The sequence below is a fragment of the Pantoea sp. R102 genome, from assembly GCF_004916815.1.
Taxonomy (GTDB): Bacteria; Pseudomonadota; Gammaproteobacteria; order Enterobacterales; family Enterobacteriaceae; genus Pantoea; species Pantoea dispersa.
In genome coordinates this window covers 1-15,572 of record NZ_SDFT01000007.1, presented here as the reverse complement: position 1 = coordinate 15,572, position 15,572 = coordinate 1, and the positions used below count along the sequence as shown (strand labels likewise).

The window sequence follows — 15,572 nt, the reverse complement described above, 5'->3', positions numbered from 1 at the left end:
GTCTCAATAAGAAAGTGCGGTCCTTGTTGATATTATTTCCGCGTTAAGGATGGAGCTTTCATTGTGCTCTCTCATCCGGGAAATTTCTCAACGCTAACCTGGTTGTTTAGCGTGACTATTAAAATACATGGACTAAATAAATTATGAACGCCATCCCCGTTAATGTCGCCGTTGTAGACAAAAAAACGGTTGTCGAAGCGCAGGTGCTTCGCAACGGTAAAAATGGAAAACCAGTAAAAATCAAAGCCATTGCCAATGGGAAATATATCCTTGCTGAAGGTGAGAAGGGTGTTGCACCTGAAAACATCACCGTCAAGCGCGTAGGCAAAAGTCTCTGGGTTATCCTGGAGGATGGCGATCTGGATAAACCCGATCTCATCATTGAGGATTTTTTTGTCTACCCTGGTCAGCTGGTTGGTAAAGCAGAAGATAACGCTTTCCATGAATACATCGCCTCTGATGCGCGTGATGATCACGAAGCTGCAGCGCTTGCTGATGGCGATTATTCGGCGCTGGTGCTCGGGTCAGAATCCGTCCCGGGGCTGGATAATCTGCTGATTGCCGAAAATGGTCTGATTAACCCGATGCTGTTGGGTCTGGGTTTACTGAGCGCGATTGGTGCAGCGGCAGGCATCATTTATCACAATCACAAAAAAGATCACGGTAAGTCAGGTGAGGGTGAAGGCGGGAATCTGCCTGATCCGGTATTCACGCGAGGCGCAACCATTGATGCGGTGACGGATAACGTGGGCGCCATTCAGGGACCGCTGGCCAGCGGCGACTATACCGATGACGCGACGCCAACTCTGAGCGGCACCGGCACCAATCCTGATAATACTGTTGAGATCTGGGATAACGGCACAAAAATTGGTGAAGCCATTGTCGATCAGGATGGTAACTGGACATTTACGCCAGGCACGGCGCTGGCTGAAGGCGACCATAGCTTCACGGTGATTGAACGCGACGGTAAGGGTAACACCAGCCAGCCTTCCGAACCGTTTGAGCTAATTATCGATCTCAAAGCGCCAGCACAGGCTACGCTGGACAGCGTATTCGACGATCACGGTTCGCTCACCGGGTTGATTGGCAACGGCGAGGCCACCGATGACAATACGCCGACCCTCTCCGGCAAAGCGGAACCGTACAGTACCGTATCGATCTACGACAACGGTGAAAAAATCGGTGAAGCACTGACTGATGCCAACGGCAACTGGACCTTCACCCCTGCAACGGCACTGGCTGATGGTGAGCACGCATTCACCGTGGTAGCTGCCGACCGTGCTGGTAATATCGGCCTGCCCTCTGCTCCTCACATCATCACTATTGATACGCAGGCACCGGTAAATCCGGGCATTGGTGAAGTCACTGACAACGTGGGTAGCATTGTCGGACCGGTAGACAACGGCGGCAGCACCGACGACAGGACTCCTACCATCGGCGGCGGCGGCACGCCTGGCGACGTGGTAACCATTATTGATGACGGCAAGCCGATTGGCAGCACTGTCGTGGGTGATGACGGCAAGTGGGAGTTTACGCCGGAACAACCCCTGGAAGACGGTGAGCACAACATCGGTATCATCATCACCGATCCGGTCGGCAACGAGTCTGCACCTTCAGATGATTACACCATTATTGTCGATACCCAGGCACCGGATAAGCCGCGCATTGTTGCGGTTATCGACAATCAGGGTGAACAGCAGGGTGAACTGCAGCCGGGCGATATGACCGATGACGCGCTCCCGACCATAAAAGGCGAGGCTGAAGCTGGCAGCATTGTTAATCTTTATGACAATGGCGTGCTGATTGGCTCCGCGCGTGCAGACGACGCAGGCAACTGGGAATTGACTCCAAACAAACCGCTCAGCAATGGCGGACACTCTCTCACGGCAGAAGCAACGGACGCGGCAGGTAACGTCAGCGAAACGTCTGACAGCTTTGATTTCACGCTGATTACCGGTGGTGTGCCAAGCGCGCCGGCGATTATTGGTGTGCTGGACGATGTGGGTGATAATCAGGGCAACGTCGCGAAAAATGGTGTCACCGATGACACTCGCCCAACCGTGCATGGCACGGCGCAGCCAGGCTATATCGTTTCCGTTTATGACGGTGATGTGCTGCTGGGCACCACCACAGCTGATGAAAACGGCCGCTGGCGCTTTACACCGGAAGTGGATCTGGCGGAAGGTGAACATCAGCTGTCCGCTACTGCTACCGATGCGGCGGGCAACATCAGTCCGCAGACCGGCGTGTATCCGATCATCATTGACACTACCCCGCCAGAAAATAGCGGCGACAACACCCTGACTGATGATGTCGGCGCGATCCAGGGCCCAATTAACAGTGGCGATACCACTGATGACGCCACGCCAACCTTTGACGGTAAAACTGAGCCAGGCGCTGTAGTGATCATCCGTGATAACGGTGAAGAAATTGGCCGCGTTGTCGCGGACAAAGACGGTAACTGGACATTCACCCCGGAACAACCGCTGGCCGAAGGCGATCACAGCTTTACCGTACAACCGGTAGATAACGCCGGTAACAAAGGTGAAGAAAGCGCGCCAGTCGACTTCATCGTCGATACCTCTGGTGTTGAAGTGACGATTATCAACGTCTATGACGACGCAGGCGAAGCTGGCTACGTGCAAAAAGGTGGCGTGACTAATGATGCTACGCCGACCATCAATGGTTCAGCGACGCCAGGTGCGCTGATCCATATTTATGACAACGGTGAGCTGATTGGCTCCGCGCTGGCAAATTACAAGGGCGAGTGGTCATTTACACCAGCGGAGCCGCTGAATGAAGGCGAACACAGCTTTACCGCCACGGCGACGACCGAAGCCAATGGCGTCAGCGCACCGACCGCACCGTTTGATCTGATCATTGATATCACTGCCCCGGGCAACGACGGCATTGACGAGGTGCAGGATGACGTAGGTAGCGTTCAGGGACCCGTCGAAAGCGGCGAGGTGACTGATGACAGCACGCCAACGCTGGTTGGTGGCGGCACGCCGGGTGACGTGGTGACCATTATTGATAACGGCGAAACCATCGGTAGTACCGTCATCGGTGATGACGGCAAGTGGGAATTCACGCCAGAAACACCACTCAACGACGGTGAACACAAGTTTGAAACCGTAATCACCGATCCGGCGGGTAACACCAGCGAACCATCCGATCCTTACACTGTCATCGTGGATACCACCCCACCAGTGAAACCGGAAATCGGCGATATCATTGACGATGTCGGTAACGAAACCGGGCCGATCGAAAACGGCGAATCAACCGACGACACGCAGCCGACCATCGGCGGTGGCGGCACACCGGGTGACGTAGTGACTATCATCGATAACGGTAATCCAATCGGCAGCACCGTGATCGGTGACGATGGCAAGTGGGAATTTACCCCGGAAGAGCCGCTGGAAGACGGCGAACACAATATCGGCATCATCGTGACCGATCCGGCAGGTAATGAATCCTCACCGTCTGACGATTACACCATTATCGTGGATACGCAGGCGCCAGAAAAACCTGTAATTAAAGAAGTATATGATAATCAAGGTGATAAGCAGGGTGCACTCAATCCGGGTGAGGTGACGGATGACGCCCAGCCGACCGTGCGCGGCGAAGCGGAGCCGGGTAGCCTGGTCAACCTGTATGACAATGGCCAACTGGTGGGTTCAGCTGTCACGAATGCTGAAGGCCAATGGGAATTCACGCCAACCCGACCGCTGCTGAACGGCGCGCATTCACTCACTGTGGAAGCAGTTGATGCGGCCGGTAACATTAGCGAACCGTCCGACAGCTTTGACTTCATGCTGGAGGCCGGCGGCGCGCCGACCGCACCGGCGATCACTGGCGTAGTGGACAACGTCGGAGATGTGCAGGGCACCATCGAAAAAGGCGGCGTGACCGATGACGTTCGTCCTACCATTAACGGTACCGCGCAGCCGGACAGCGTAGTCACCGTGTATGCCGATGGTAAAGTGCTGGGGACCGTCCTGACCGATGCCGCAGGCAAATGGTCATTCACGCCGGATAGTGACCTGGCCGAAGGCCTGCGCAATCTGAGTGCCACCGCGACCAACGCGGCCGGTAATATCAGTCCGTCAACTGGCCTCTATCCGATTGTGATTGACACCACCGCGCCAGATGCCAGCAGCGACAATCAGCTGACGGATGACGTTGGCGACATTCAGGGGCCGATTAATAGCGGCGATACTACGGATGACGCGCAACCTACCTTCAGCGGTGTGACCGAGCCGGGTGCGACCATTATTATCCGCGACAACGGCCAGCCGATTGGCAGCGCGGTCGCCGGTAAAGACGGCAACTGGCGCTTTACGCCGGACCAGCCGCTGGCGGATGGCGATCACAGCTTCACTGCGCAGCCAGTTGATAAAGCCGGTAATAAAGGTACGGAAAGCCAGCCAGTTGACTTCATTGTCGATACCTCTGCGGTGCTGGTGACCATCAATAGCGTTTATGACGATGCAGGTTCTGTCACAGGCAACCTGACCAGCGGTGCGGTCAGCGATGACACTACGCCAACCCTCAACGGTTCGGCGACGCCAGACGCGCTGATTCACATCTATAACAACGGCACGCTCATCGGTTCCGCAAAAGCCAACTACAAAGGCGAGTGGAGCTTTACGCCGGATGTTGCGCTGGCGGAAGGTGAACATCACTTTACGGCGACGGCGACAAACGCCGCCGGAACCAGCGCCGAGTCGTCACCTTTTGACCTCACCATCGATCTGACCCCGCCAGTCGTGGGCGGTATTGATAGCGTACTGGATGACGTGGGCACGGTGCAGGGCCCGGTCGACAACGGTGGCATTACTGACGACACCACGCCTACGCTGGTAGGCGAAGGCGTGCCGGGCGATGTGGTGACCATTATCGACAACGGTGAAACCATCGGCAGCGCGGTAATTGGCGAGAATGGCAAGTGGACCTTTACGCCGGAAACCCCGCTCAACGACGGTGAGCACAAATTTGAAACCGTGATCACCGATCCGGCCGGCAACAGCAGCCAGCCGTCCGATCCGTACATTGTGACTGTTGATACGCAGGCGCCGAACAAGCCAGCGATTACCGAAGTGTTTGATGACCAGGGCGATCGCACCGGTGCGCTGAAATCCGGTGATACCACCGATGACAGCATTCCTACCGTGAAGGGCACTGCGGAAGCCAACAGCCTGGTGAAGATTTATGACAACGGTGAACTGATCGGTAGCGTGCGCGCTGACGGGCAGGGCAACTGGCGCTTCGAACCGGGCAAACCGCTGGTTAACGGCGCACACTCGCTGACCGTGGAAGCGATCGACGCGGCGGGCAACGCTAGCGAGCCATCAGAGAAGTTTGACTTCTCGCTGGCAGCCGGCGGTAAGCCAACGGCACCGGCTATCACTGGCGTGATGGACAACGTAGGTGACATTCAGGGTGCAATCCAGAAAGGCGGTCTGACCGACGACGCGCGTCCGACCATCAACGGTACCGCCCAGCCGGGCAGCATCGTTACGCTGCTGGTTGATGGCAAAGCTGTGGGCAGCACCCAGGCCGATGGCGCCGGGAACTGGTCATTTACGCCGGACAGCGATTTGGCGGATGGTGTGCGCAACATCACCGCTACCGCCACTAACGCGGCCGGTAATATCAGTCCGGAAACCGGGGCGTATCCAATTGATATCGATACCTCCGCGCCAGAAGCCAGCAAAGGTAATCAGCTGATTGACGACGTTGGCCTGGTGCAGGGTCCGATTAACAGCGGCGACATCACCGATGACGCGACGCCCACCTTTAAAGGTAAAACCGAGCCGGGCGCGACGGTAATCGTGCGCGATAACGGTAATGAACTGGGTCGCGCGGTAGCTGATAAAGACGGTAACTGGAGCTTCACGCCGGATCAGCCGCTGGCGGATGGCGACCACAGCTTTACCGTTCAGCCGGTGGATAAGGCCGGTAACAAAGGGCCGGAAACTGACGCCATTGACTTCACCGTAGACACCTCCAAAGTGGTGATTGCTATCACTCAGGTGTATGACGATGCGGGCAGCATTACCGGTAATCTCACGTCCGGTCAGGTGACAGATGACACCACGCCGACCCTGAAAGGCACCGCAACCGGCAACGCGCTGGTGAAAATTTACGACAATGGCCAGCTGATTGGCAGCACGGTGGCAGCCAAAGACGGCAGCTGGAGCTTTACGCCTGGCGTTGCGCTGAGCGAAGGGCCGCACAGCCTGACGGCGACCGCCACCACGCCGGCACACGGCGAGAGTGAGGCCACAGCCGCCTTCGATATCACTATTGATATCACGGCGCCGAACAACGCTGGCATCGAGGATGTCCGTGATGACGTGGGTACGGAACAGGGCACCGTGGACAACGGCGGCGCGACTGACGATACCACGCCAACGCTGACTGGCGGCGGTAAACCGGGCGACGTGGTAACCATTATCGATAACGGTGAAACCATCGGCAGCGCGGTAATTGGCGAGAATGGCAAGTGGACCTTCACGCCGGAAACTCCGCTCAACGACGGTGAGCACAAATTTGAAACCGTGATCACCGACCCGGCCGGCAACAGCAGTAAGCCGTCGGATCCTTATGTAGTGAATGTGGATACGCAGGCACCGAATAAGCCAGCGATCACTGAAGTGTATGACGATCAGGGCGATCGCCGTGGACCAATCGCTGCAGGCGACACCATTGATGATGCGACACCGACGGTACGCGGTACCGCTGAAGCCGACAGTCTGGTGAATATTTATGACAATGGCGTGCTGATAGGCTCAACCCGCACTGACGGCAAAGGCAACTGGAGCTTCGAGCCACCGTTACCGCTGGCCAACGGTGCCCATGCGCTGACAGCGGAAGCGGTAGATGCCGCTGGTAACGTCAGCGAGTCGTCAGACAAGTTTGAGTTTGGCCTGATCAGCGGCGGTGTGCCGAATGCGCCGGCGATTACCAGCGTAATGGATAACGTAGGAGACATTCAGGGCCTGGTGCAGAAGGGAAGCGTCACCGACGATGCACGACCAACCATTAACGGTACCGCACAGCCGAACAGCCTCGTTACGCTTTATGCAGACGGCATTAAGCTGGGCACGGTAACGGCTGACGCCAACGGTAACTGGAGCTATACGCCAGCCAGCGACCTGCGTGATGGCGTGCATAACATCAGCGCGACTTCCACCAATGCTGCCGGCAACGTCAGCCCGGAAACCGGCGTCTATCCGATTGAAGTGGATACCACGGCGCCAGGCAACATCATCAATCCGGTACTGACCGATGATGTCGGCCAGGTACAGGGGCCGATTCGCAGCGGCGAGACCACCGACGATGCCACGCCGACCTTTAGCGGTAAAACTGAGCCGGGCGCTACGGTAATCGTGCGCGACAATGGCAAAGAGCTGGGCAGAGCGGTCGCCGATGACAGCGGTAACTGGACGTTTACCCCGGGCACGCCGCTGGCGGATGGCAAGCACAGCTTCACCGCGCAGCCGGTCGATCTCGCCGGTAATCAGGGCCCCATTGGCGGGGCGATTGACTTTACCGTCGACACTTCTGCGGTGGTGGTAGCGCTGACCCGCGTGGAAGACAACGCTGGCAGTGTCACAGGCGATCTGAGTTCCGGTCAGGCCACCGATGACACCACGCCAACGCTGTACGGCACCGCGACGCCGAACGCGCTGGTGAAAATTTATGACAACGGCAAGCTGATTGGTCAGGTAAGCGCTAACGCGCAGGGCCAGTGGAACTTCACGCCGGGCACAGCGCTCAGCGAAGGTTCGCACGCCCTGACCGTGACGGCGACCACTGAAGCACACGGCGAAAGTGAGCCAACCAGTCAGTTCGATCTGCTGATTGACCTCACCGCGCCGAACAAGGGCGTGATTGACTCCGTCAGCGACGACGTCGGCACGGTTCAGGGGCCAATTGACAAAGGCGGCTATACCGATGACACCACGCCAACTCTGTCCGGCCGCGGTACGCCAGGTGATAAGGTCACCATCATCGATAACGGTACACCGATTGGTGAAGCCACCGTTGGCAACGACGGGCGCTGGAGCTTTACCCCGACTACGCCGCTTAACGATGGTACGCACAACTTCACCGTGGTGATGACCGATCCGGTGGGCAACAGTTCGGCACCGTCTGACATCTGGCCGGTGATTGTCGATACCCAGGCGCCGAATCCGGTAGTGCTCACCAGCATCATGGATAACGCTGGCAGCGTGACCGGTGAGATTAAGCGCGACGGCGTGACCGATGATAAGCGGCCAACGCTGAATGGTATCGCCGAGCGTGACAGCCTGGTGACCATTTACATTGGTGAAGATGCAGTAGGCTCGGTGAAAGCTGATGCCAGCGGCAACTGGAGCTTTACCCCGGGCAGCGATCTGGCTGACGGACGCTATGAGTTTACCGTCACCGCCACTGACGCGGCCGGTAACACCAGCTATCCAACCCAGCCGTGGGCGATAACCGTTGATACCGTGGCGCCGAACCTGCCAGCGATTGTCCGCGTCTACGATGACGCCGGCAGCATCACCGGTGATGTGCTGAACAACGGTATTACCGATGACAAGCGGCCGACTATCAGCGGCACCGCCGAGGTCAACAGTATCGTTACCGTATACATCGACGGCACGCCTGCCGGTACCGTACGCACCGATGGCAGCGGCAACTGGAGCTTTACCCCGGGCAGCGATCTGGCCGATGGCCTGCACCGCATTACCGCCACCGCTACCGATACCGCGGGCAACATCAGCGGCCAGACCGCGGCGTGGAACATTACCGTAGACACCGTGGCACCGAACGCACCGGTAATTGTCACCATTGAAGATGATATCGGCAGCATTAAGGGCAACATCGATAAAAATGGCTTCACTGACGACAAGCGGCCAACCATCAACGGCACCGCCGAGGTCAACAGTCTGGTAACCATCTACATCGACGGCAAAGTGGTGGGCAGCACCCGCGCCAATGGCAGCGGTAACTGGAGCTTTATCCCGGCCAGTGACCTGTCGGACGGACTGCACCACATCAGTGCCAAAGCCAGCGATAGCGCTGGCAACAGCAGCGGTGAGGCTGTGACGTGGGATATTACCGTTGATACGGTCATCAGCACGCCCACCATTGACACGGTGTATGACAACGCTGGCAGCAAAACCGGTAACGTGGGCAAAGGGAGTAGAACTGATGACACTACGCCGACCTTATCCGGTAAGGCTGAAGCAGGCAGCGTGGTGACTATTTATGATGGCAGCACCAAACTGGGCTCAGTGAACGCAGGAATAGATGGTACCTGGACGTTTACTCCGTCCCCTGCACTGGCTAACGGTGCTCATCAGTTTAATGTACAGGCTACAGATAATGCGGGTAATACAGCCAAATCAGAAAGCTGGAATATTGCAATAGGTCCTGATGTTACATTAAAAAAAGGTTCCGAAAAGTTCATGTATAGTGATAAATACTTCTTATCCGGAACAACGCTTTCGAGTGGTTTGAAAATAACCACTAAACCTGGAGAATACTTTTTTATATACGATACCTATAGCGTTCCTGGGGGGGTATTTAAATTGGACTCCAATGTTTCATCGGCCTTACATTTCGGTGCGACAACTGATATTCATTTTGCTACTTTAGGTTGGGGTTCAACAAATGTTTCCAGCAGCCCTTTATTCATCAAGGTTTATGATATAGATGGTAAATTAATACATACTCAACAAATACAAAGTAGTGTTTTTATGGAGTATGTTCAATTCGATTATGTCGCTCCTGAGGGTGTTTATATCAGCCATGTTGAGCTCTCAACTAAGGATTCGGGTGGGTTATATATTGATGATGTTAAATGGGGGAATGATATTTCCAAAGTGTCAAATAGTTCTGTTGATGTTTTGAATTATGATGATATCACGCCAATACACGACGAAAATTCTCTTATTAACGCTATTAATGATAATGATGGTTTAGTTCTTAGTGTCCAGAATTTCGAAAGTTTAAATGATATTAGGCTGAACGAAGTTTTCTCTTCTATAGGTGAGAATGGACTGGAAAATATTAAATATGAACAGCTCATATTAGAAGCATCTCAGGAAGAAACGATCACTTTAAATGATCTGCTCAAAGACGGCACCGATCTCGGCGACTGGTCGCAGGTCGCGGGCACGATTACTCAGGGCGGTCAGGTCTACGATGTCTATCGTCACAGCGGAGTGGAAGGTGAATTGCTGGTGCAGCAGGGGGTAAAAGTCGAACTGGATAATCATTAGTCAGCCGTGGCTTTTTTAACCTGTTAACCATCAATACTAATCGGGTGCCCTTGTGGGCACCCGTGGAGGAGTTATGAAAACTTTCAGCCTTACCCTGCTGGCCGCACTGCTGGCCGGTTCCGTCACCCTCAGCCATAGCGCGCTGGCAGCAAAACCGTTCGGCGAACTGTATCAGCCCGTAAGCGGCGTACCGGCATCGCAGACCCAGGTGGTGTACTACCGCACCCTCGCGCAAACCGGCAACGATGCGGCGCACGTGTATGTCGATGGCGAATTCCAGACCGCGCTGCTGCCGGGCGGTTTCAGCGTCTTCTGCCTCAAGCCGGGCAGCCACTCGCTGGATAACTACATGAAAGACGCGCCGCGCTACAGCGGCAAGCGCGCTCAGGCGTGGCGCGACAACTTTGCCGGCAGCACTACCTACTTTGTGCGCCTCGGCAACGTCACCACTGGCCAGCCGCAGGTGGTCAGCCGCCAGCAGGCGGAGCGGGAACTCAACGGAGCGCAGCAGCAGATCCACGCGCTGTCGCGCGCATCATCGGTCGTGAAATGTGACAACCTGGCGCCGCGCAGCTACAAAGACTACGTGCTGGCCGGTGACGTGCTGTTTAACTTTGGCAAATCGTCCATTGGCGATATCTCCGCCGCCGGCCGCCGCGCGGTCGGTGCGCTGATTGCCGAGCTGCAGCGCGATCGCGCCGAGCTGAAAAGCCTCGAAGTGATTGGTCACACCGACCCGATTGGTAACGCCAGCGCCAACCGCCAGCTCGGTCAGCAGCGCGCTGCTACGGTACGCCAGATGTTGATTGACGGCGGCCTGCCGGCCACGGTGATCCGCGCCAGCAGCGCGGGCAGCAGTGAACCGGTGGTGGAGTATTGTGAAGGGTCGCGCGCCGCACAGATTGCCTGTAACGCGCCGAATCGCCGGGTCGTCGTACGGGTGGCGCTGAACCAACAGCCGTAAGCGTCAGGAATTTCCCTAAGCCATGTTGTAGTTGTTCTGTTATTGCAGTCTTTTGCCCCTCGGTCCGAGGGGCTTTTTTACTGGTTATTCCTCTTCCTCGTCGCGCAGCGGCACAATCAGCATATCGATATGCACGGTATTGATCAGCTGGCGCGCTGACGACATCAGCTTGCTCCAGAAATCCTGATGATGGCCGCACACCACCAAATCGACATCGTATTTTTTAATCGCGTCCACCAGCACCTGGCCGAGATCGCCGCTGCCGCTCAGGGTTTCGCTAATCGGGTAACCGGCGTTGGTGGAGAGCTCGCGCAGCGCGGTGTGTGTCTCTTCCGAAATACGCTTCTGCATGTCGCCGAGGTTGACGTCAATCAGCCCGGTGTAGAGATCTGAATAGTTCACATCAACGTGAATCAGCGAGATTTTTGCATCGTAAGGACGGGCCAGTGATACCGCTTTATCAACCAGTAACTGGCTTTCCGGGGAAAGGTCTACTGCAATCAGGATGTGTTTATAAGCCATGATAAAACTCCTTTCTCAAGATTCTGGGGCAACCCGAATTTGTGCCGTTCGGCTGGCGTAATCCTTTGCGCGTAACGGCGATGAAGCGCCACCAACCACAATGTCAGCCACGCAGGCGAATAATTGTTATATCCCGAGTATAGCCAGAGTAGGTAGCAAATGCTGCAAACCGAAGCCCGGCTGTGAGTCAGATCATGGGTTATCGCTTTTTTCGCTCGCGCTGAACGAAAATCATCGCTGGAAAAAATTTAAACAGATCTCCTACACTGAAAATGAGGGCCACTCCCGTCCGGGTAGCGCGCTCAGGTCCGCATAACAACAATGCAATTCGATTCATCTGTGGCTGGCTTATTTCCCGTGGGGCGTCTGCAGCTTTTCCCCGCTGCAGGTAACGTCATTGCGGCTCCAGCCGGGAGGGGAACATGATCAGCACTATCGCGCTTTTTTGGGCTCTGTGTGTGGTTTGTCTGGTGAATATGGCGCGCTACTTCTCATCGTTGCGCTCACTGCTGGCGGTGCTGCGCGGGTGCGATCCGTTGCTGTATCAGTATGTTGATGGTGCCGGTTTCTTTACGTCCCACGGTCAGCCGAGCAAGCAGGTGCGGCTGGTGCGCTATATCTGGGAGAAACGCTATCGCGATCATCACGACGATGAATTTATTCGTCGTTGCGAGCGGGTGCGCGGTCAGTTTGTTCTGACCAGCGGGCTGTGTTTTCTGGTGGTGGTGAGCCTGATCGCCTTAGCGATTTGGCACTGAGAAGGGGAGCGGGTTCTGTCGCGGCGCGCTGTGTTGTATTCGCAACGCACCACGACATAACCGTGCAACGCTGAAGCATTAAATCAGCTTCAGCGCAATCCAGTACAGCGAGCCAGACAGCAAAATACACACCGGCAGGGTGAATACCCAGGCCATCGCGATATTTTTGATGGTGCGGCTTTGCAGACCGCCGCCATCTACCAGCATGGTACCGGCAACCGACGATGACAGAATGTGCGTGGTCGAAACCGGCATCCCGGTGTAGCTGGCGATACCAATCGACACCGCCGCCGTTACCTGGGCCGACATGCCCTGCGCATACGTCATGCCTTTTTTACCAATCTTCTCGCCGATGGTGGTCGCCACGCGGCGCCAGCCAATCATGGTACCAATGCCGAGCGCCAGCGCGACCGCCACGATAATCCAGACCGGCGCATACTCAATGGTGCCGAGCAGATCGCCTTTCAGCTTATTGAGGAAGCGCTTATCGTCGGCGCTGGTCTCCGGCAGCTTAGCGGCTTTGTCCGCGGTGTCGGAGATGCATAGCAGCAGACGACGCATCTGACCGCGCTGGTCAGGCGTGAGATCGCTGTAGCTCTGCAGATTACCCAGCAGACCCTGCGCACGGTTAATCGCATCAAGCGCACGGGAGCTATCACAATGGAACTCCTGCGGGCCGCCGAGCGACTCTTCCGGCGTCGGCACCGCCGGTGGCGCCATCTGCACGATGTGCGTCAGCGACTGGCCGTGCTGCTGGTAATACTGCTCCAGATGGTTCACCGCGTCGCGCGTACGGGTGATGTCATAACCGGAGGCATTCATATTCACCACAAAGCCCGCCGGCGCGACGCCAATCAGAACCAGCATAATCAGGCCGATGCCTTTCTGACCGTCGTTGGCACCGTGCGAATAGCTCACGCCAATGGCGGAGACAATCAGCGCGATACGCGTCCAGAACGGCGGCTTTTTCTTGCCATCGATCTTCTCGCGGTCAGCAGGCGTCATGTGGATGCGAGCCCGTTTTTTGGTGCTGCTCCAGTAGCGACGCAGCAGGAAAATCAGGCCACCCGCAATGATCAGACCAACAATCGGCGACAGAATCAGGGAGAGGAAAATATTGATGACTTTTGGCAGGTTCAGCGCATCCACCACCGACGTGCCGGTCATCAGCGCATTGGTGAGACCAATACCGATGATGGCGCCGATCAGCGTGTGCGAACTGGACGCCGGTAAGCCGAGATACCAGGTACCGAGGTTCCAGATAATCGCCGCCAGCAACATGGAGAACACCATGGCGAGCCCATGCGCCGAACCGACATTCAACAGCAAATCGGTTGGCAGCATATGCACGATGGCATAAGCCACGCTCAAACCGCCGAGCAGCACACCTAAGAAGTTGAACACACCGGCCATCACAACCGCCAGTTGCGCCCGCATCGCACGGGTGTAAATGACTGTAGCGACCGCGTTGGCAGTGTCGTGAAAGCCGTTGATTGCTTCGTAAAACAACACAAACAGCAGAGCAAGAACCAATAACAGGCCGGTGCTTAGGTCAAGACCAGCAAACAGATGTAGCATAAACGTTACGCCATTTTGGAGGACATGAACGCGGCGCATTATCTGCGACAACGTGCGCTATGGGAAAGAAAAATATAGCTCTTTTTTGTCTTAAATTTGTCATCCGGCAGGTAATTAAGGACAAAAAGACCGGAAAATGAGCAAGTTACAATATGACACATTTACGGCTTTTTTTTGACGCTGGCGCGAAAAGCCGCAGATCTCTACAATCAGCGCCTTTCAATCAGGTGGGTTAAGGCCGTGGAAAAATTTGACGTTATCATTATTGGTGCAGGCGCGGCCGGCATGTTCTGCGCGGCACAGGCCGGGCAATTGGGCCGTCGCGTATTGCTGCTGGATAACGGCAAGAAAGCGGGGCGCAAAATCCTGATGTCCGGCGGCGGCCGCTGCAACTTCACCAATCTGTACACCGAACCGGCGGCGTATCTGTCGCACAATCCACATTTCTGTAAATCGGCGCTGGCGCGTTACACCCAGTGGGATTTCATCGATCTGGTTAATCGTCACGGCATCGCCTGGCACGAGAAAACTCTCGGCCAGCTGTTCTGCGATGATTCGGCGCAGCAGATTGTTGATCTGCTGCTGAAGGAGTGTGAAGCCGGCCAGGTGACGCTGCGGCTGCGCAGCGAAGTGCTGAACGTGGCGCGCGACGACGACGGTTATACGCTGCAGCTGAATGGCTCGGCGGTTCGTGCGGACAAGCTGGTGATCGCCAGCGGTGGTCTGTCGATGCCGGGACTGGGGGCAACACCGTTCGGTTATAAGGTGGCGGAACAGTTTGGCCTGCGCGTCCATCAGACGCGCGCCGCGCTGGTACCGTTTACGCTGCATAAGCCGCTGCTGGAGCAGCTGAACACGCTTTCCGGCGTGGCGCTGCCGACCACCATCACCGCTCAGGACGGTACGCTGTTTAAAGAGGCGATGCTGTTTACCCACCGCGGCCTGTCCGGTCCGGCGGTGCTGCAGATCTCCAGCTACTGGCAGCCGGGCGAGTTTGTCACCGTCAACCTGTCGCCGGAGACCGCGCTGGACGATTTTATCGACGTGCAGCGCGCGGCGCATCCCAACCTCAGCCTGAAAAACAGCCTGGCGAAGATCCTGCCGAAGCGGCTGGTGGAAGTGTTGCAGGAGCTGCAGCAGATTCCGGACGTGACGCTGAAGCAGCTCAACAGCAAGCAGCAGAGCGAGCTGGTGACCACGCTGCACCAGTGGCGCGTGCAGCCAAACGGCACCGAAGGCTATCGCACCGCCGAGGTGACGCTGGGCGGCGTGGATACTTCGCAGCTGTCGTCTAAGACCATGGAAGCACGCGATGTGCCGGGGCTCTATTTCATTGGCGAAGTGGTGGACGTGACGGGCTGGCTCGGTGGCTATAATTTCCAGTGGGCGTGGAGCTCAGCGTGGGCGTGCGCGCAGGCGGTTTAATTTTTTAATAGTCGAGTGGTTTTTCCTTCACCCTAACCCTCTCCC

6 protein-coding genes are annotated in these 15,572 nt (G+C 56.4%); 4 read left to right on the top strand and 2 right to left on the bottom strand.

The window, feature by feature from the left end:
- Nucleotides 1-143 precede the first annotated feature (143 nt).
- Nucleotides 144-10,280 carry an Ig-like domain-containing protein gene (locus tag ERD80_RS01055; protein WP_136545549.1) on the top strand — a complete coding sequence of 3,379 codons (10,137 nt, stop codon included), beginning with the start codon at nucleotides 144-146 and terminating at the stop codon, nucleotides 10,278-10,280.
- Nucleotides 10,281-10,353: 73 nt separating this feature from the next.
- Complete coding sequence (locus ERD80_RS01050) at nucleotides 10,354-11,244, top strand: OmpA family protein (RefSeq protein WP_136545548.1); 891 nt, start codon at nucleotides 10,354-10,356, stop codon at nucleotides 11,242-11,244.
- Nucleotides 11,245-11,328: 84 nt separating this feature from the next.
- Here ERD80_RS01050 and uspA read toward each other — a convergent pair whose 3' ends face one another.
- Nucleotides 11,329-11,766 carry a universal stress protein UspA gene (gene uspA / locus ERD80_RS01045; protein WP_021508107.1) on the bottom strand — a complete coding sequence of 146 codons (438 nt, stop codon included), beginning with the start codon at nucleotides 11,764-11,766 and terminating at the stop codon, nucleotides 11,329-11,331.
- A 422-nt stretch (nucleotides 11,767-12,188) separates the two neighbouring features.
- Here uspA and uspB point away from each other — a divergent pair, with 422 nt between their 5' ends.
- A complete protein-coding gene (gene uspB, locus ERD80_RS01040; RefSeq protein WP_010618665.1) occupies nucleotides 12,189-12,524 on the top strand; it encodes a universal stress protein UspB in 336 nt (111 codons plus the stop codon).
- Nucleotides 12,525-12,602: 78 nt separating this feature from the next.
- On the opposite strand, the gene pitA is transcribed toward uspB, so the two are convergent.
- Entirely contained in the window at nucleotides 12,603-14,102 is a 1,500-nt protein-coding gene (gene pitA, locus ERD80_RS01035; protein WP_021508108.1) for an inorganic phosphate transporter PitA, read from the bottom strand.
- Nucleotides 14,103-14,342: 240 nt separating this feature from the next.
- Here pitA and ERD80_RS01030 point away from each other — a divergent pair, with 240 nt between their 5' ends.
- A complete protein-coding gene (locus ERD80_RS01030; protein ID WP_031279812.1) occupies nucleotides 14,343-15,527 on the top strand; it encodes an NAD(P)/FAD-dependent oxidoreductase in 1,185 nt (394 codons plus the stop codon).
- Nucleotides 15,528-15,572 lie beyond the last annotated feature (45 nt).

What these genes read in the sequence shown, in the direction of transcription:
- uspA (WP_021508107.1), bottom strand. Translation starts at nt 11,766, where the DNA reads ATGGCTTATAAACACATCCTGATTGCAGTAGACCTTTCCCCGGAAAGC.
- uspB (WP_010618665.1), top strand. Translation starts at nt 12,189, where the DNA reads ATGATCAGCACTATCGCGCTTTTTTGGGCTCTGTGTGTGGTTTGTCTG.
- ERD80_RS01050 (WP_136545548.1), top strand. Translation starts at nt 10,354, where the DNA reads ATGAAAACTTTCAGCCTTACCCTGCTGGCCGCACTGCTGGCCGGTTCC.
- pitA (WP_021508108.1), bottom strand. Translation starts at nt 14,102, where the DNA reads ATGCTACATCTGTTTGCTGGTCTTGACCTAAGCACCGGCCTGTTATTG.
- ERD80_RS01055 (WP_136545549.1), top strand. Translation starts at nt 144, where the DNA reads ATGAACGCCATCCCCGTTAATGTCGCCGTTGTAGACAAAAAAACGGTT.